Source organism: Streptomyces sp. CB02923, from assembly GCF_001905005.1.
GTDB lineage: Bacteria > Actinomycetota > Actinomycetes > Streptomycetales > Streptomycetaceae > Streptomyces.
Window position 1 is genome coordinate 167,165 of sequence record NZ_LWKZ01000029.1, and the last position, 17,149, is coordinate 184,313.

The window sequence follows — 17,149 nt, forward strand, 5'->3', positions numbered from 1 at the left end:
CGGCCGGGAGCCCGCCGTACAGGCGCGGAAGCGGGGTCCTGCGTGTCGTTCTCCGGGCGCCGCGGCCCCCGGGGCGCCGCCCTACGCGTCCTCGGGGAGCTCGCCGACGCGGTTCTCCCACTTGGTGGAGAGCACGATGGTGGTGCGCGTACGGGAGACGCCCTTGGTGCCGGAGAGCCTGCGGATGGTGCGCTCCAGCCCGTCCACGTCGCCGACCCGGACCTTGAGCATGTACGAGTCGTCGCCCGCGATGAACCAGGCGTCCTCGATCTCCGCGAGGTCGCGCAGCCGCATGGCCACGTCCTCGTGGTCGGCCGCGTCCGACAGGGAGATGCCGACGAGGGCGGTGACGCCCAGGCCCAGGGAGGCCGCGTCGACGGTCGCGCGGTAGCCGGTGATCACGCCGGCCGCCTCCAGGCGGTTGATCCGGTCGGTGACGCTGGGCCCGGACAGGCCCACGAGCCGGCCCAGCTCCGCGTACGAGGCCCTGCCGTTCTCCCGCAGTGCCTGGATGAGCTGCCTATCTACGGCATCCATACGCCCTTGACCTTCCATTCACTCTGCAAACCCGGCTTGTACGTGTAGAATCTAAGGCATACAGGGGCTTCGACCCTGTAGAACCGTCAATTTCAGTTGATCAAAGACGATCTTTCACAGGAGATGTCACCGTGTACTCGATCGAGATGGCCTACGCCCGTATGCGCGAGCTGCAGGACCTGGCCAATCGTTCACGTGCCCACCGTCCTGCCGCCCCGGCTCAGGGCAAGCGCCTCTTCGGCCGCAACGGCTCCACCGCCAAGAAGCGCTAGTTCTCCTCCTTGGAGCCCGATCCGAGCTCCCCGACCCACCGCCGGTAGAGCCGGTGCGGCACGCCCGCCGCATCCAGCACCCGGCCCGCGACGAAGTCCACCAGATCCTGGATGTGCGTCGCTCCCGCATAGAACGCCGGCGAGGCGGGCAGCACGACAGCGCCCGCCTCGTCCAGCGTCACCAGATGCCTGAGGGTCTGCCCGTTCAGCGGGGTCTCCCGCACCGCGGCCACCAGTCTCCTGCGCTCCTTGAGCGTCACGCTCGCCACCCGCTGGAGCAGGTCCTTCGACAGCCCGAGCGCCACCCCCGCCACACACGCCGTGCTCGCCGGCACGATCAGCATGCCCTTGACCGGGTACGAGCCCGACGACGGCCCCGCGGCGAGATCACCGGCCGGCCAGTACCGCACCCGGTCCAGGTCCGCCTCCGTGACATCGAACGTCCCCGGCTTGCCGTCCGCGCCGCGCGCCAGCCACTCCCGCAGGTCCGCGCGCCAGTGCGCGTCCCGGAAGGAGATTCCGGTCTCGTCCAGCAGCGTCAGCCGCGAGGCCCGGCTGACGATCAGGTCCACCGCCTCCCCGGCCGCGAGCAGGCCGCGCACCACGGACGCCGCGTACGGCGTGCCGGACGCGCCGGAGACACCCACCACCCAAGGGCGGCGGGGCACGTCGGCGGACCCGGCGGCCGGCCGGGCGGAGTGCCCGCCGGGCCTTGTGACACCGGTCTGACTGGGGTTGTTGTCCTGCGGTTCCACGGGATCGAGCCTATCCGGCGGAACCAGCGGACCCGTCACAGCCGTTTGTCCCAGTGAACGGGGAAAGGAAGGTGCCGCCGATGACGACACGAGCGAGGGAGCGCGCCGGGCCCGCCGCCGCGGTGATGCTGGGCTGGGTCGCGCTGCTGTGGGTCCTGGAGATCGCCGACGCCGCTTCCGGCAACGCGCTGGACACCTTCGGCGTGCGCCCGCGCGAGATGGGCGAGCTGGCCGACGTGCTGCCCGCCGCCTTCGTGCACTTCGGCTTCGACCACCTGACGGCCAACACCCTGCCGCTGCTGCTCCTCGGCTTCCTCGCCGCGCTCCGCAGCGGCCTGCGCCGCTTCGCCGGGGTGGCCCTGCTCATCGCGCTCACCAGCGGCCTGGGCGTCTGGCTGACCGCCCCCGCCGGGAGCAACACGGCCGGCGCCTCGGGCGTCGTCTTCGGCCTCTTCGGCTATCTCCTGATACGCGGCTTCATCGACCGCAAGCCGCTGGACATCGGCCTCGGCGTGCTGGTCGCCGCGGTGTACGGCTCGATCCTGTGGGGCGCGCTGCCGACCGCCGGCGGCGTCAGCTGGCAGGGCCATCTGTTCGGCCTGGTGGGCGGCGTGCTGGCGGCGTTCGTCTTCCGGCAGCGCCCGGCCGGGCGGATACCCGGCGCGGACGCCCGGCCGATCCCGTAGGCGGGCCGGGGGCCCGGCCCGCGCGGGGGCGCTCCGGCGTACGGCCCTCCGGCGTACGGCGCTCCGAAGGCGGCCGCCCCCGGAGCGCCGCGGCTCAGAGCGCCCTGGCTCAGAGCGTCAGGCCGCGTACGAACAGGTCGAGCAGCGCGCAGACGAACAGCGCTATCCCGATGAACCCGTTGACCTGGAAGAAGGCCCGGTTGAGCCGGGACAGGTCGTGCGGGCGCACGATGGTGTGCTCGTAGAGGAAGGCGCCGACGACGATCACCAGACCGAGCCAGAAGAACGCCCCGGCGTGGGTGGCGAGCGCGTACCAGACCAGCAGCGCCGTGGTGACGGCGTGGCTGGCGCGGGCGCCGTGCAGGGCCGCCGGGATGCCGAAGCGGGCCGGTACGGACTTCACGCCGTGTGCCCGGTCGGCCTGCACGTCCTGACAGGCGAAGATCAGGTCGAAGCCGCCGATCCAGACGCCGACCGCCAGCCCCAGGATCACCGCGTCCCAGGACCAGGTCCCGCTGATCGCCACCCAGGCGCCGACCGGGCCCATCGCCTGGGCCAGGCCCAGGATCGCGTGCGGGAAGTTCGTGAACCGCTTCCCGTACGGGTAGACGACCATCGGGATCACCGCGATCGGCGCCAGCGCCAGGCACAGCGGGTTGAGCAGCGCCGCGGCGCCGAGGAAGAACACCACGGCGATCAGCGCGCCGGTCCACGCGGACCGTACGCTCACCGCGCCGGTGACCAGCTCACGGCCCGCGGTGCGCGGGTTACGGGCGTCGATCTCCCGGTCGATGATGCGGTTGGCGGCCATCGCGAACGTCCGCAGGCCCACCATCGCGACCGTGACCAGCAGCAGCTTGGTCCAGTGGATGGTCCTGTCCCACTGGTGCATCGCGGTCAGCGAGGCGATGTAGGCGAAGGGCAGCGCGAAGACCGAGTGCTCGATCATCACCAGCCGCAGGAAGGCCTTCACCCGGCCGGGCGGTGCGGGTTCCGGGGCGAAGAGATCCGGTGTCGCTGAATCGGCGCTCATGTCTAGAACCCGTACTCCTTCCAGCGGCGGTCGACCTTCGCCGCCGTCACGCTGTCCGACTCGACCATCTCCGGCCAGCCGCCGTCCCTCGTGTACCCCTCCTCGGGCAGCTTCTTCGTCGCGTCGATGCCCGCCTTGCCGCCCCAGAACTGCTGGTACGAGGCGTGGTCGAGGTGGTCGACCGGCCCCTCGACGACGGTCAGGTCGCGCGCGTAGTCCGTGTTGCCGAGGGCCCGCCAGGACACCTCGTGCAGGTTGTGCACGTCACAGTCGGCGTCGACCACGATGATCAGCTTGGTCAGCGACATCATGTGCGCGCCCCAGATGGCGTGCATGACCTTCTGCGCGTGCTTGGGGTACTTCTTGTCGATCGAGACGATCGCGCAGTTGTGGAAGCCGCCGGACTCGGGCAGGTGGTAGTCGACGATGTCCGGCACGATGATCTTCAGCAGCGGCAGGAAGAACCGCTCGGTGGCCCGGCCCAGCGGCCCATCCTCCGTCGGCGGCCGTCCGACCACGATCGACTGGAGCAGCGGCCGCTTGCGCATCGTCACACAGTCGATGGTCAGCGCGGGGAACGGCTCCTGCGGCGTGTAGAAGCCGGTGTGGTCGCCGAAGGGCCCCTCCGGCAGCATCTCGCCCGGCTCCAGCCAGCCCTCCAGCACGACCTCGGCGTTGGCCGGGACCTGGAGCGGGACGGTCTTGCAGTCCACCATCTCGATGCGCTTGCCCTGGACGAGCCCCGCGAACAGGTACTCGTCGATGTCGCCGGGCAGCGGCGCGGTGGAGGCGTAGGTGACGGCCGGCGGGCAGCCGAAGGCGATGGCGACCGGCAGCTTCTCGCCGCGCCGGGCGGCCACCTGGTAGTGGTTGCGGCTGTCCTTGTGGATCTGCCAGTGCATGCCGATGGTGCGCTTGTCGTGGCGCTGGAGGCGGTACAGGCCCAGGTTCCGCACGCCGGTCTCCGGGTGCTTGGTGTGGGTCAGGCCCAGGTTGAAGAACGACCCGCCGTCCTGCGGCCAGGTGAACAGCGCGGGCAGCCGCTCCAGGTCCACCTCGTCGCCCTGGAGCACGACCTCCTGGACCTGGGCGCTGTCGCCCTTGACCTTCTTCGGCGGTACGTGCGCCATGTCCGCCAGCTTGCCGAACGCCTCGCGCACACCGACGAAGCCGTGCGGCAGCTCGGGCTTGAGCAGGCCGCCGATCTTGTCGCTGATGTCGTCGTACGACGTCAGGCCGAGCGCCTTGAGCAGCCGGCGGTCCGTGCCGTACACGTTCATCGCCAGCGGCATCGACGAGCCCTTGACGTTCTCGAAGAGCAGCGCCGGGCCGCCGGACTTCTGCACCCGGTCGACGATCTCGCCGACTTCCAGGTGGGGGTCGACCTCGGCCTTGATGCGCTTGAGGTCGCCCTCCCGGTCGAGCGCGCGCAGGAACGAGCGAAGATCGTCATAAGCCATGCGTTCCAGTATCCGGTACGGACTACCCTGGACGGGTCACCGGGCCCCGCCGAGGCCCGCCCGTCAGCTCTGGGGGGCTGCTTCCGCAATGCTCAGGTATCTGCCGTTCCTCTTGATCCTGGCGCTGTGGATCTACGCGTTCATCGACTGCCTGAACACGCCGGAGAACCAGGTACGCGGCCTGCCGAAGATCGCCTGGGTCTTCATCATCCTGCTGTTCGGCGAGGTGCTGATCGGGCCGGTCGCCTGGCTCGTCGCCGGCCGCCCCCGGCGGGAGCACGCGGGCGGCGGCGCGCCGTCGCCGTGGCCCCGGGCCGGGCGCGGCCCGGCCCCGAAGTGGGTCGCGCCGGACGACAACCCCGACTTCCTGCGCTCGCTCAAGGACGAGGGCGGGAAGGACGAGGGCAAGAAGGACGAGGCGCACCTGAAGGACTGGGAGGACGACCTGCGGCGCCGCGAGGAAGAGCTGCGGCGCAAGGAGAACGGTTCGCCGGACGGCGGCGAGGGCGACACCCCGCCGCCGAAGAAGGGCTGACGCTCCGCCGGACGGCGCTCACCGCCGCCCCGCGCTCCCCCACACCCCTGACACGCCGGTCCGATCACGTCCCGCGCGTTGCCCGGCCGCCCGGGAACGAGGAGAGTGGCCGTCGTGAGGGACCGGGAGCGGGAGATGCTGGCGACCGCGCTCGCCGAGGCACGGGCCGGGCTGGCGGAGGGCGGCATCCCCATCGGCGCCGCGCTGTACGGCCCCGACGGCACCGTTCTCGGACGGGGCCGCAACCGGCGTGTCCAGGACGGCGACCCGTCCGCGCACGCGGAGACCACCGCCTTCCGCGCCGCGGGCCGGCAGCGCCGCTACCGCGGCACGACGATGGTCACCACCCTCTCCCCGTGCTGGTTCTGCAGCGGCCTGATCCGCCAGTTCGGCATCCCGCGCGTCCTGATCGGCGAGACCCGCACCTTCCACGGCGGACACGACTGGCTGGCGCAGAGCGGCATACGGATCGTGCTGCTGGACGACGCGGAGTGCCGGACCCTGATGCGGGAGTTCATCGCGGCCCGGCCCGCGGTGTGGAACGAGGACATCGGCCATGAATGACCACCCGGACGCCGGGCCCGCCTGCCCCGTCCCCACCGTCGACCTCGTGCGCTGGCGGACCGGAGACGCGGCCACGCGCCGCGGCATCGCCGAGGCCGTCGACGCCGGGCTGCGCGCCGCCGGGTTCCTCGTCGTCACCGGCCACGGCATCGGCCAGGAGCTGCGCGACCGCGTCCGCGCCACCGCCCGCGCCTTCTTCGCGCTGCCCGCCGCGGAGAAGCAGCCGTACGCCACCGAGGTGGGCGGCCGGGGCTGGCTGGGCCCCGGCGCGGAGGCCAACGGAGCCGCCGAAGGCACCGCGACGCCGCCGGACATGAAGGAGTCCCTGTCCTTCGCCTCCGAGGAGCCGACCGGTGTCCCGGCCGTCGACGCCGAGTGGTTCCTGCCCAACGTCTGGCCCCACCAGGTCCCCGCCCTGCGCACCGACGTACAGGACCTGCTGGCCGCCATGCGCGCCCTGTCCGACCTGCTCCTGGAGCTGCTCGCCGGAGCGCTCGGCGCCGCGCCGGACCGCTTCACCCGGCACACCGCCCACCCCACCTGGGGTTTCAACATCAACTGGTATCCGGGCACGGAGACGGTGGGCGAGGCCCTGCCCGGCCAGTTCCGCATCGGGCCGCACACCGACTTCGGCACGGTCACGGTCCTGGACCGGCAGCACGGCAAGGGCGGCCTCCAGGTCTGGTCCGACCCCGCGCGGGGCGGCGCGGGCTGGCAGGACGCCCCGTACGTGCCGGGTTCCCTCACCGTCAACGCCGGAGACCTGATGGCCCGCTGGACCGACGGCCGCTGGCGCTCCGGCCGCCACCGCGTCCTGCCGCCCCCGCCGGACGCCCCCTCCGAAGAGCTGATGTCCCTCGTCTACTTCTACGAGTGCGACCCGGGCACCCGCATCGGCTCGCTGGCGGACTCCCACACGTATCTGCGCGGCCAGCTGACCGCCATCAACGCCCAGGGCGGCGCCTGACGCAGGACGGTGCCTGACGCGGGACGGTGCCTGACACAGGGCACCGCCCGGCCTGCTGCCCTACTGCCCGGCCGCCGCGTAGTCCGCGCGCAGTTCCCGCCACCGGTCCAGGTTCCAGGTGGACCAGTCCTCGGGGTGCCCGGTGAGGGCTTCGGTGAGGAATTCGAAGTGGTGGTGCCAGCCGGCGAGGCAGTCCAGGAGGGAGGCGGCGGAGCCGGTGAACTCGTTGGTGAAGCGCAGGCGGGTGCCGTGCCCGCCGGGACCGGCATCGGGCTGGAGTTCGAAGCGGATGCGGCCGTGGACGTCGACGGTGTATTCGGCCAGCCGGGTCGGGCCCCAGCCGGTGACCTGGCCGGGCGCCACCGTCGCGGTGCCGTGTTCGTCGGTGTTCTGCCAGCGGAGCGTGATCGCGCCGCCCTCGTGCCGTTCGAACGGGTCGGCGACCGCGAGCCATTCCGGCAGGCCCTCCCGCGTGGCCACCGCGTCCCAGACCTTCTCCCCGTCATGGGGCAGGCGCAGCTCGTAGCGGAGGGTGTGGGTGGCGTCGGCGGAAACGGCGGTGCCGTACGGGACGGGGCTCTCAAGGCGATCCATGAGGCCACCGTCGCGTACGGCACCGGTTCCCGCAGGCGCGTACTGCGCCGACCGGGTCAGACTCCGGAGTAGGAGTGCAGACCGGAGAAGAAGTAGTTCACGACGTAGTAGTTGAAGATGTACGTCACGAAGGCGAACAGGCCCAGGTAGGCGGCCTTGCGGCCCTTCCAGCCCGCGGTGGCGCGGGCGTGCAGGTAGGCGGCGTAGGCGACCCAGGTGACGAAGGACCAGATCTCCTTGGAGTCCCAGCCCCAGTAGCGGCCCCAGGCCTCGCCCGCCCAGACCGCGCCCGCGATGATCGTGAAGGTCCACAGCGGGAAGATCGTGGCGTTCACCCGGTAGGAGAACTTGTCCAGGCTGGCCGCGGCGGGCAGGCGCTCCATGACGGAGGTGGCGAAGGCGCCGGGCTGCTTTCCGGACGGGTCGGCCAGCTTGGTCTCGTAGCGGTCGCGGAAGAGGTAGAGCAGCGTCGAGACGGCGCCGAGGTAGAGGAAGGCGCCGGAGATGATCGCGCAGCTGACGTGGATCCACAGCCAGTACGAGTGCAGGGCCGGGACCAGCTGGGAGCTGTCGGTGTAGAGCCAGGTGACGGCCACGCCCAGGTCCAGCAGGACGGTGGCGGTCAGCAGCAGGCCGATCCAGCGGACGTTCTTCTTCAGGGCCAGCAGCACGAGGTACGCGGCCACGGCGACCATGCCGAAGGTCGTCGAGAACTCGTACATGTTGCCCCAGGGGGCGCGCTGCACGGACAGGCCGCGGGTCAGGACGCCGCCGATGTGGATCAGGAAGGCGAGGGTGGTCAGCGAGATGGCGATCCGGCCGTAGAGGTCGCCCTTCTCGGTGCCGCCCGCGGCGCCCGGCCCGTCCGGGACGTCCCGGCTGCCGTTGGCCGCGCGCGTGACGACCTTGGGGCGCTCCAGTACGGCCGTACCGCCGCCCTGCTCCGCCTTCCGGTCCGCCGCCTTGGCGGGGGCGGGCACCGTGGCGGTCAGGGCCGCGGCCGTACGGCCGACCTTGCTGCGGCTGCCGAAGGCCCACTCGGCGAGGTGCGCGAGGAAGGCGAGGGTGTAGACGGCCATGGCCGAGTAGATCAGCACGTTGCTGATACTGGCCAGGTTCTCGTTGGTGGCTGCGGCAGCGACGTTCACGCGCGCGCTCCTTCGGAGGGATCAGCAGGATCGGCGGAGTCGGAGGGCTTCGCCGCGTCTTCGTGCTCGGTGGGGTCGGGGGTGGGGGGCGGGGCGGCGGCCTGCGGCGCGTCGGGCCCCAGGGCCTCCGCGAGGCCCGCCAGTTCCTCCGGCAGCCGGGCGGACTCGCTGCGGCCCAGGCCCGCGAGCTCGACGACGGTCACCCCGTCGGCGCCCTCGACGGCCCGTACCCACACCCGGCGGCGCTGGATGAACAGCGAGCCGGCCAGGCCCAGCAGCACGGCGACGGCGCCGATCAGCGCGAGGCCGTTGCCGGGCTGGTGGGAGACCTGGAAGGTGGCCCACTGCTTGACGCCGACGAACCTGATGCTGCCGTCGCCGCCGGGCAGCTTCATCGTCTCGCCGGGCTGCATCATCTGGGCGACGGCGCGGCCGTCCTGCTTGTACTGCTTGAGGTTCTTCTTCTCCAGCTGGTACACGCTCTGCGGCAGCCCGGAGTCCACGCCGAGGTCGCCGTGGTAGGCGGTCAGCGTCAGCCGCGGGTTGTCCAGCGCGGGGAACGTGGAGAACATCGAGCCCGAGCCCTTGCCGCCGTACGTCGGCACGAAGAAGCCGGAGAAGCCGAGCTGGTTGCGCTTGCCGTCCGCGTTCTGCGCGTTCGGCACCTTGACCACACCGGTGGAGGTGTAGTTCTGCATGTCCTGCGGCAGGAACGGCACCGCGCCGCTGTAGACCGGCCGGCCGCGGCCGTCGGTGACCTCGACGACCGGCGCGTACCCGTGGGAGAGCAGGAAGACCTTGGAGTCCGCGATCTCCAGCGGGTGGTTGACCTCGATCTTGCCCTGGTGTTCCGTGCCGTCCGCGCCCTGGAAGTGCGAGATGTTGGCGCGGAACTCGCGCGGGGTGCCCTTCTGGGGCCCGGTGCGCTCGTAGGACGCGTCGAAACTCTTGAGCGAGAAGCCGAACGGCGCCAGGTCGTCCTTGTCGTAGAAGGCACCGGACTTGAAGTTGTCGTACTGGGTGAGGCTGTTGGCGAAGCCGTCGCCCTCGACGACCAGCTTGCCGCCCTCGGCCTTCCACAGGCTGCCGACGGCGACCGCCACCAGGATCACGATCAGCGAGATGTGGAAGACCAGGTTGCCGGCCTCGCGCAGGTAGCCCTTCTCGGCGGCGACCGCGTCACCGACCGTGTGGGCGCGAAAGCGCCGCTTCTTCAGCAGGCGCTGCGCGGCGCCGAGCACCTCGTCGGGCGAGCGCTCCGTACGCCACGTCGTGTACGCGGGCAGCCGGGTCAGCCGCCGCGGGGCGCCCGGCGGGCGGCTGCGCAGCTGGCCGACGAACTGCCACGTGCGCGGCACGATGCAGCCGATCAGGGAGATGAACAGCAGCAGGTAGATCGCGGAGAACCACACCGAGCTGTAGACGTGGAACAGGCCCAGCTTGTCGTAGACCGGCGCCAGCGTCGTGTGGTCGGCCCGGAACTGCTCGACCTTGGTCGGGTCGATGCTGGTCTGCGGGACCAGCGAGCCGGGGATGGCCCCCAGCGACAGCAGGAACAGCAGGATCAGCGCGACCCGCATCGAGGTCAGCTGCCGCCAGAACCACCGGGCCCAGCCGATCGGCCCGAGGGACGGGAGGGAGACCTCCTCCACGGGCGCGGTGGACAGCTGCGAGCCCGCGGCGCCGACATCGGCGTCGTCGGCGTCGCGGGAGGCGTCGGTCTTGGTGGACATCAATCAGATCCCTGGGGTGAAGCTGCTGGACCAGCGCTGCAGGCCGGACATCAGGTCGGCCCACGCTCCGGTGAGGAGCAGGACGCCGAGCACGACCATCATGCCGCCGCCGAGCCGCATCACCCACACGTAGTGGCGCTTGACCCAGCCGAAGGCGCCCAGCACCTTGCGGAAGGCCAGCGCGACGGCGATGAAGGGCAGGCCCAGTCCCAGACAGTAGGCCACGGTGAGCAGGGCGCCGCGTCCGGCACTGGCCTGGTCGATGGCGAGCGAGCTGACCGCGGTGAGCGTCGGGCCCAGGCACGGCGTCCAGCCGACGCCGAAGAGCACGCCGAGCACCGGGGCGCCGGCCAGGCCCATGGCGGGCTTCTTGTGGAAGCGCAGCTCGCGCTGGCCGAAGTTCTTCAGGATGCCGGCGAAGGCCAGGCCGAGCAGGATCAGCAGGACGCCGAGGACCTTGTTGATCAGGTCCTGCTGTTCCTGGAGCTTGCTGCCGAAGTAGCCGAAGAGCGCGCCGGTGGAGACGAAGACGGCGGTGAAGCCGAGGACGAAGAGGGAGGCGCCCGCGAGCATCCGGCCGCGCTTGGCGTCGGCGAGGTCCGTACCGGTCACGCCGGTGACGTAGGACATGTAGCCGGGTACCAGCGGCAGCACGCAGGGCGAGAAGAAGGAGACCAGGCCGCCGAGGAGGGCGACGGGCACGGCGAGCAGCAGCGCGCCCGAGGTGATGGTGGAGGCGGGTCCGGTGGCGGCGGCGAGCGTGATCACGTGATCACTTCTCGTCGATCAGCGGCTGCACCATCTTGCGCAGCTCGTCCTCGCCGAGCGGGCCGATGGACCGCGCCGCGATCTTGCCGTCCCGGTCGACGGCGATGGTGGAGGGGATGGCCTGCGGGTTGAGGCTGCCCTTGGGGAAGCGCAGCATCAGCTTGCCGGTCGGGTCGAACAGGCTCGGATACGGCGCCTTGTGCTGCTCCTCGAAGCTGACGGCCTGCGACTCCCGCGAGTCGCGGGTGTTGATGCCGATGAACTGGACGCCCTTGGCCTTGGTCTCGTTCGCGACCTTGGCGAAGTTGGGGGCCTCGGCGATGCAGGGGGCGCACCACGATCCCCAGACGTTGAGGACCACGACCTTGCCCTTGTAGTCCGCGACGTTCAGCTGCTCACCGCGGGTGGTCTTGCCGGAGAGTTCGGGGGCGGGCCTGCGGTCCTTCTTGGCGACCCGCTCGACTCCGTCCTTGCCCTCGACGAACTGGGTCTGTTCGGAACCGCCGGAGGTGCCCTCGCCGCAGGCGCTCAGCGTCAGCGCGGCGAGCGCGGCTCCCGCGGCGAACAGCGCGGTGCGGCGATGACTGGCGAGTCGTCGGGGGACGCGGCAGGCACTCATGTGAAAAGTTTCGCATGGGGCTGTCACGGATCTTCCGCACCCCCCTCGCCGGTGTCGTACCGGTCATCCCGGGGCAGGTCAGGCGGCCTGCGGGCCGGGGCGCGCGGCCCCGGCCCCCGCGTCTCAGGCGCCCGCGAGGAACGTCTTCCAGCCGCCGGTGGGCTTCCGGCCGACCGGCAGGCCCTGGAGCTTGGCCACGACCTTCGGGTCCTGCGCGTCGAGCCAGTCGGTGAACTGCCGGAACGAGACCAGGCGCACGTCCTTGCGCTTCTCGTCGGCGATGTGCTTGAGCGCTTCCTCGACGGCGTCCATGTAGAGGCCGCCGTTCCACTGCTCGAAGTGGTTGCCGACGAACAGGGGGGCGCGGTTGGTCTCGTAGGCGCGCTCGAAGCCCTTGATGTAGGCGCCGGTGGCTTCCTTGCGCCAGTGCGGGTAGTTGGCGGGCGGGCCCTTGGTGGAGTTCTTCGACTGGTTGGCGAGGATGTTGTAGTCCATGGAGAGGACCTCGAACCGGTGTCCGGGGAAAGGTATCTGCTGGAGCGGGAAGTCCCACAGACCCATCTTCTTCTTGGGCCACATCTGCAGGCCGCCCGGCGAGCTGGCGTCGTAGCGCCAGCCCAGCTTCCTGGCGGTCGGCAGCAGGTTGTCCTGGCCGAGCAGGCACGGCGTACGGCCGCCGATCAGTTCCTTCTTGTAGTCGAAGGGCAGCGGCTCCAGGTCGGTGAAACCGGTATGCGTACGCCACTTCGTGACGAAATCCATGGCCTGGTCGATTTCGGACTGCCACTGGGCCGGGGTCCAGTGCTTGACCGAGGTACGGGACTCGCCGCAGAAGTGCCCGTTGAAGTGGGTGCCGATCTCGTGGCCCTCCAGCCACGCCTCCCGCACGTTCTTCAGGGTCGCCTTGATGTGCTCGTCGGTGAGGTAGCCGATGTCCGAGGCGCCGACCTTGTTGTTCGGCGGGCGGTAGAGGTGCTTCTTCGACTCCGGGAGGCAGTAGAGCCCGGAGAGGAAGAAGGTCATGGCCGCGTTGTGGTCCTTGGCCAGCTTGCGGAAGCGCGGGAAGAGGCCGTTGCCGACCTCGCCCGCGCCGTCCCACGAGAAGATCACGAACTGCGGCGGGGTCTCACCGGGCTCCAGCCGGCGCGGCTTCTCCGGCTGGTGGGGCTGCGGTCCCGCGTCGGCCGTCGAGCCGTCGCCGATCGGCTTGGCCTTGGCCTGCACGTCGTTCTTGCCCTGGTCGGTGCCGGACCCGGAGCCGGAGGAGCAGCTCGCGACGCCGAGCGCCGCGGCCGCCCCCGCTCCCATGCCCAGCACGTTCCGCCGACTGATCGCGCGCATACCGTCGTCCCCATCCGTACTCGTCACACTCAATATCCGTATAAACGGAACATTGAGTGAGAGGGTTTGTCGAACACGGAGGTTCCGGGCTATTGCCGCGAACTTATTATTTTGCTCGTTAGTGACCTCACGTCACACCGGCCTCTCGCGTCTCTCGCACCACAAGACGCGAAAAGCCGGCCGGACGTCACGCCCCGAACGCCTTGGATTTTCCCTTCACGGGCCGGGCGCCCGCCCGCAGGTGCACCGGCACCAGATCACGCGCCGGCTCGCTGTAACCCACTGAAATGATCTTGTCGCCGCGGAAAGTGAAAGAGGTCAGCGAGGCGAGCGTGCACTGCCGCTTGCGCGGGTCGTGCCACAGCCGCCGCCGCTCGGCGAAGCTGCGCACGATCCAGATCGGCAGCTGATGGCTGACCGCCACCGCCTCGTGCCCGCGGGCCGCGTCCCGGGCCGTGCCGAGCGCCGCCATCATCCGGACGACCTGCTCCAGGTACGGCTCACCCCACGACGGGCGGAACGGGTTGGTCAGGTACTTCCAGTTGCGGGGGTGCTTCAGCGCGCCGTCACCGACACCGAAGGACTTGCCCTCGAAGACGTTGCCCGCCTCTATCAGCCGCTCGTCGGTCGACAGACCGAGGCCGTGCGCCTTGGCGATCGGCGTCGCGGTCTCCTGCGCCCGCTCCAGCGGGGACGCCACGACATGCGTGACGTCCCGGTCCGCCAGGTGCTCGGCGACCCGGTCGGCCATGCTCCGGCCCAGCTCGGAGAGGTGGTAGCCGGGCCGCCGCCCGTACAGGACCCCCTCGGGGTTGTGCACCTCGCCGTGCCGCATCAGGTGTACGACAGTGATGTCTTCGCTGCTCATGTCACCCATCTTCCGGTCCGATCCGCCCGTCCGGCTCACGCGGCAGCCTCCGCGGCGGCCCGCGCGGCCGACGGCAGGGCCGCGGCGATCCGCTCGACCGCCCGCTCGTCGTGCGCGGTCGAGACGAACCACGACTCGAAGGCGGACGGCGGCAGGTACACGCCCTGGGACAGCATCGAGTGGAAGAACGCGGTGAAGCGGAACGTCTCCTGCGCCTTCGCCGAGGCGTAGTCGGTCACGTCCTGGTCGGTGAAGGCGAACGAGAACATGTTGCCCGCGACCTGGAGGCGGTGCGCGACGCCCGCCTTCGTGAGGGCGTCGGTGACCAGCGAGCGCACCTCCGCCGAGACCGCGTCGACCTTCTCGTACGCCGCCTCGTCCAGCAGCTTGAGCTGCGCGACACCGGCGGCCGTGGCGACCGGGTTACCGGACAGGGTGCCCGCCTGGTAGACCGGACCGACCGGCGCGAGGTGGGCCATCACGTCGGCGCGCCCGCCGAAGGCCGCGGCCGGGAAGCCGCCGCCCATGACCTTGCCGAAGGTCATCAGGTCGGGCCGGACGCCGTCGATGCCGTACCAGCCGGTGCGGCTGACCCGGAAGCCGGTCATGACCTCGTCGGAGATGTAGAGCGCGCCGTTCTCGGCGCAGACGTCCTTCAGGCCCTGGTTGAAGCCGGGCAGCGGCGGGACGACGCCCATGTTGCCCGCCGACGCCTCGGTGATCACGCAGGCGATCTCGCCGGGGTGCGCGGCGAAGGCGGCCCGTACGGCCTCGATGTCGTTGTACGGCAGCACGATGGTGTCGCCGGCCTGGGCGCCCGTGACGCCGGGCGTGTCCGGCAGCCCGAAGGTCGCGACGCCGGAGCCGGCCGCGGCCAGCAGCGCGTCCACGTGCCCGTGGTAGCAGCCGGCGAACTTCACGACCTTGGTCCGGCCGGTGAAACCGCGCGCCAGCCGGATGGCGGACATGGTCGCCTCCGTGCCGGAGGAGACCAGGCGCACCTGCTCGACGGGGTCGATCCGGTCCACGATCTGCTCGGCCAGCTCCACCTCGCCCTCGCCGGGCGTGCCGAAGGAGGTGCCGCGGGCGACGGCCTCCTGGACGGCGGCGATCACCTCGGGGTGGGAGTGACCGAGGATCATCGGACCCCACGAGCACACGAGGTCGACGTACTCGCGTCCGTCGGCGTCGGTGAGGTACGGACCGGTACCGGACACCATGAACCGGGGCGAACCACCCACGGCGCCGAACGCGCGCACGGGAGAGTTCACCCCGCCCGGCGTCACAACGGCCGCACGGTCGAAGAGCGTCTGCGAAACTGGGGCTTCATAGGGAAAAGGCACTGTGATCCTGACCTGCGCATATGTAGGAAGGGGCGGCGGCCGGCGGCGACACCCGGGCGGAGCGCGGAGCAGAAATCCCCTCGCTACCGACCAGGTGTCAGACCCCGCGGGTCTGCAAAACTGGGGCAACGTACGAGTAAGTCACGCAAGCAATGGTCTCAGAGGCGCACGGGGGCGCGCGGCCGGGAGTTTCGCGCGCCGGTGACGGGGGAGGTCTCTGAGACGATGATCGGGTTGCGCGGCTGGGGCTGCGAGTGGTCGGGTGGAGATATGCATCGCGGTGGTGGACTGGGCGAGGGCACCGATGACCGGGGACCCGAGCGCGACCAGCGGGGCCGCCACCGGCGCGAGGAGACCAAGGGCGGGGGAAACAGAGGCGGCCGCATGGGGGTGACGTACAAGTACTTCGGCGCGCCGAACGGAGCCACGGCGGCGCGCGTGCCGATCTCGATGCGGCCCGAAGAGCTCGGCGGCGACGAGCTCGGCATGGGCGGCATGTTCACGAAGATCAAACCGGAGACGATGGCCGCGATGGTCCTCACCGGTATAGAAGGCATACCGCTGCACAAGGTCCCCCCGCTCGAACTGGTCGTCCTCCACCCCGACTACGCCGTCGTCAAGCTGCCCATGACGGTCGTCGACCCGCTGCGCGGCGTCGGCGAGGAGTCGGTGGGCGCCGCGGCCTTCATCTGGTCCACGGTCCCCGACCGCGGCGGCCCCCGCGACGCCTTCACCGTCTACCAACTGCTCCACGAGTGGCAGGACTTCTCCCACCGGCTGCACGAGGCCGGGCACCAGGCGTACTGCCTGGTGTGGCCGTGACCTGCGACTGAGCCGCACGCCCGCCGGAGCCAGGCGCCCGGCGGGCCCACGGCCCCGGCGCCTCGCGGGGGCTCTTGTAGCGTGTGATCCCGTGGCTTTACGACTGTGGCACCCCCGGCGCACCCGGACCGTGGTCCTGCGCCCGTCCGCCCCGCCCCTGACGACGGGCGGGCACCGCACGGACGCGTACGTCGAGATCGGCTCGGTGACCAAGGTGCTCACCGGCACCGCACTGGACCGGCTGGCGGCCGAGGGCGTACTGACGCCGGACGACCCCGTGGACCGCTGGCTCGACGCGCCCCGCGGCACCGGCATCACCCTGCGCCACCTGGCGGAACACACCTCCGGCCTGCCCAGGCTGCCTCCGCTGCGCCTGCCCCGCCGGGACCCGTACCGCCTCTTCGACGCGGCGGCGCTGCACTCTCTCGTGGGCCGGCTCGACCGGATCACCACCGCGGCTCCCGGGGAGACCGAGGAGTACTCCAACTTCGGTTACGCCGTCCTGGGGGCCGCACTGGCCGCTGCCGCCGGGGAGCCGTACGAACGCGTCGTACAGAGCCGCGTACTCGACCCGCTGGGCATCGAGGAGATGACCACCCGGCCGCCCGACGGCCGGCGGATGGCCGGAACCGGACGGTGGGGCCGGCCGCGCAGCCCGTGGACCATGACCGGCGCCGTACTGCCGGCCGGGGGCTACTGGGCCACGCCGCCCGCCGTCGCCGCCCTGGTCCGCGGCCTGCTCGTCGACCGGGTACTGGGGACCCCGGCGCTGACCTGGCGTCAGAACGGCCCGGTGACCTGGCACAACGGCGGCACCCGGGACGCCGCGGTCTTCACCGGACTGCACCGGGAGAGCGGCGAATGGGTGGTCGTGCACTGCCTCGACGGCGGCCTGGACGAGGCCGACCGGACCGGCGTACGGCTCCTGGTGGGCGAAGGCGCGACGGCCGGAGGGTGACGCAACAGCGCACCCTCGCGGCGCACACCACGCGGGTGATGCGCCGTCATAGCGCCCCCATATCCGACCGGTCGGTCACGCACGCTGTTCGCGCCACGTGCCCCGCACTATTCTGAGAAGTGCAGCCCGAGTCCCCGGCAGCGCGG

19 protein-coding genes are annotated in these 17,149 nt (G+C 71.1%); 7 read left to right on the plus strand and 12 right to left on the minus strand.

Annotated features, from left to right (window positions below):
• Positions 1 to 81: 81 nt before the first annotated feature.
• On the minus strand, positions 82 to 537 hold the full coding sequence (locus tag A6A06_RS40280) for an Lrp/AsnC family transcriptional regulator (protein WP_030017842.1): 456 nt from the start codon (positions 535 to 537) through the stop codon (positions 82 to 84).
• A gap of 131 nt (positions 538 to 668) precedes the next feature.
• Here A6A06_RS40280 and A6A06_RS42460 point away from each other — a divergent pair, with 131 nt between their 5' ends.
• Positions 669 to 809 (plus strand): hypothetical protein, encoded by a 141-nt coding sequence (locus tag A6A06_RS42460; protein WP_199931449.1) that lies wholly within the window; start codon positions 669 to 671, stop codon positions 807 to 809.
• Here A6A06_RS42460 and A6A06_RS40285 read toward each other — a convergent pair.
• Complete coding sequence (locus A6A06_RS40285) at positions 806 to 1,477, minus strand: UbiX family flavin prenyltransferase (RefSeq protein ID WP_073769263.1); 672 nt, start codon at positions 1,475 to 1,477, stop codon at positions 806 to 808. The two genes, A6A06_RS42460 and A6A06_RS40285, sit on opposite strands and share 4 nt — an antisense overlap.
• A 167-nt stretch (positions 1,478 to 1,644) precedes the next feature.
• On the opposite strand from A6A06_RS40285, the gene A6A06_RS40290 reads away from it, so the two are divergent.
• The gene (locus A6A06_RS40290; RefSeq protein WP_073769135.1) at positions 1,645 to 2,250 is read left to right on the plus strand and encodes a rhomboid family intramembrane serine protease; all 606 of its coding nucleotides are present in this window, start codon (positions 1,645 to 1,647) and stop codon (positions 2,248 to 2,250) included.
• Positions 2,251 to 2,359: 109 nt separating this feature from the next.
• Here A6A06_RS40290 and mqnP read toward each other — a convergent pair whose 3' ends face one another.
• Together mqnP and A6A06_RS40300 are read right to left on the minus strand one after the other, a co-directional pair.
• Positions 2,360 to 3,283, minus strand: coding sequence for a menaquinone biosynthesis prenyltransferase MqnP (gene mqnP, locus A6A06_RS40295; protein WP_073769137.1), 924 nt, complete (start codon positions 3,281 to 3,283; stop codon positions 2,360 to 2,362).
• A 2-nt stretch (positions 3,284 to 3,285) separates the two neighbouring features.
• The gene (locus A6A06_RS40300; RefSeq protein ID WP_073769139.1) at positions 3,286 to 4,743 is read right to left on the minus strand and encodes a menaquinone biosynthesis decarboxylase; all 1,458 of its coding nucleotides are present in this window, start codon (positions 4,741 to 4,743) and stop codon (positions 3,286 to 3,288) included.
• 88 nt (positions 4,744 to 4,831) lie between these two features.
• Here A6A06_RS40300 and A6A06_RS40305 point away from each other — a divergent pair, with 88 nt between their 5' ends.
• The 3 genes from A6A06_RS40305 to A6A06_RS40315 all read left to right on the plus strand — a co-directional run bounded on the left by A6A06_RS40305 (position 4,832) and on the right by A6A06_RS40315 (position 6,809).
• Positions 4,832 to 5,278 (plus strand): PLD nuclease N-terminal domain-containing protein, encoded by a 447-nt coding sequence (locus A6A06_RS40305; RefSeq protein WP_073769141.1) that lies wholly within the window; start codon positions 4,832 to 4,834, stop codon positions 5,276 to 5,278.
• Between the two features lie 135 nt (positions 5,279 to 5,413).
• Positions 5,414 to 5,842, plus strand: coding sequence for a nucleoside deaminase (locus A6A06_RS40310; RefSeq protein ID WP_073769265.1), 429 nt, complete (start codon positions 5,414 to 5,416; stop codon positions 5,840 to 5,842).
• On the plus strand, positions 5,835 to 6,809 hold the full coding sequence (locus A6A06_RS40315) for an isopenicillin N synthase family dioxygenase (RefSeq protein WP_073769143.1): 975 nt from the start codon (positions 5,835 to 5,837) through the stop codon (positions 6,807 to 6,809). Before A6A06_RS40310 ends, A6A06_RS40315 begins: the two co-directional genes overlap by 8 nt.
• Positions 6,810 to 6,869: 60 nt before the next feature.
• Here the strand turns inward: A6A06_RS40315 and A6A06_RS40320 are convergent, their stop codons facing one another.
• From A6A06_RS40320 to hemL, 8 genes are all read right to left on the minus strand, one after another.
• Positions 6,870 to 7,403 carry an SRPBCC domain-containing protein gene (locus A6A06_RS40320; protein ID WP_073769145.1) on the minus strand — a complete coding sequence of 178 codons (534 nt, stop codon included), beginning with the start codon at positions 7,401 to 7,403 and terminating at the stop codon, positions 6,870 to 6,872.
• Positions 7,404 to 7,459: 56 nt separating this feature from the next.
• The gene (gene ccsB, locus A6A06_RS40325) at positions 7,460 to 8,551 is read right to left on the minus strand and encodes a c-type cytochrome biogenesis protein CcsB (RefSeq protein ID WP_073769147.1); all 1,092 of its coding nucleotides are present in this window, start codon (positions 8,549 to 8,551) and stop codon (positions 7,460 to 7,462) included.
• On the minus strand, positions 8,548 to 10,284 hold the full coding sequence (resB, locus tag A6A06_RS40330; RefSeq protein ID WP_073769149.1) for a cytochrome c biogenesis protein ResB: 1,737 nt from the start codon (positions 10,282 to 10,284) through the stop codon (positions 8,548 to 8,550). The genes ccsB and resB overlap by 4 nt, the downstream gene beginning before the upstream one ends.
• A 3-nt stretch (positions 10,285 to 10,287) precedes the next feature.
• Positions 10,288 to 11,049 carry a cytochrome c biogenesis CcdA family protein gene (locus A6A06_RS40335; protein WP_073769267.1) on the minus strand — a complete coding sequence of 254 codons (762 nt, stop codon included), beginning with the start codon at positions 11,047 to 11,049 and terminating at the stop codon, positions 10,288 to 10,290.
• Between the two features lie 7 nt (positions 11,050 to 11,056).
• Positions 11,057 to 11,671, minus strand: a complete 615-nt coding sequence (locus A6A06_RS40340) for a TlpA family protein disulfide reductase (protein ID WP_073769151.1) — start codon at positions 11,669 to 11,671, stop codon at positions 11,057 to 11,059.
• A gap of 123 nt (positions 11,672 to 11,794) precedes the next feature.
• The gene (locus A6A06_RS40345; RefSeq protein WP_073769153.1) at positions 11,795 to 13,012 is read right to left on the minus strand and encodes a hypothetical protein; all 1,218 of its coding nucleotides are present in this window, start codon (positions 13,010 to 13,012) and stop codon (positions 11,795 to 11,797) included.
• A gap of 187 nt (positions 13,013 to 13,199) precedes the next feature.
• Entirely contained in the window at positions 13,200 to 13,880 is a 681-nt protein-coding gene (locus A6A06_RS40350; RefSeq protein ID WP_073769269.1) for a histidine phosphatase family protein, read from the minus strand.
• Between the two features lie 35 nt (positions 13,881 to 13,915).
• Positions 13,916 to 15,223 (minus strand): glutamate-1-semialdehyde 2,1-aminomutase, encoded by a 1,308-nt coding sequence (gene hemL / locus A6A06_RS40355; RefSeq protein ID WP_073769155.1) that lies wholly within the window; start codon positions 15,221 to 15,223, stop codon positions 13,916 to 13,918.
• Between the two features lie 270 nt (positions 15,224 to 15,493).
• Here hemL and A6A06_RS40360 point away from each other — a divergent pair, with 270 nt between their 5' ends.
• On the plus strand, positions 15,494 to 16,045 hold the full coding sequence (locus tag A6A06_RS40360) for a hypothetical protein (RefSeq protein WP_073769157.1): 552 nt from the start codon (positions 15,494 to 15,496) through the stop codon (positions 16,043 to 16,045).
• Positions 16,046 to 16,136: 91 nt separating this feature from the next.
• Entirely contained in the window at positions 16,137 to 17,003 is an 867-nt protein-coding gene (locus tag A6A06_RS40365) for a serine hydrolase domain-containing protein (RefSeq protein ID WP_079194677.1), read from the plus strand.
• The last annotated feature ends 146 nt before the right edge of the window (positions 17,004 to 17,149 follow it).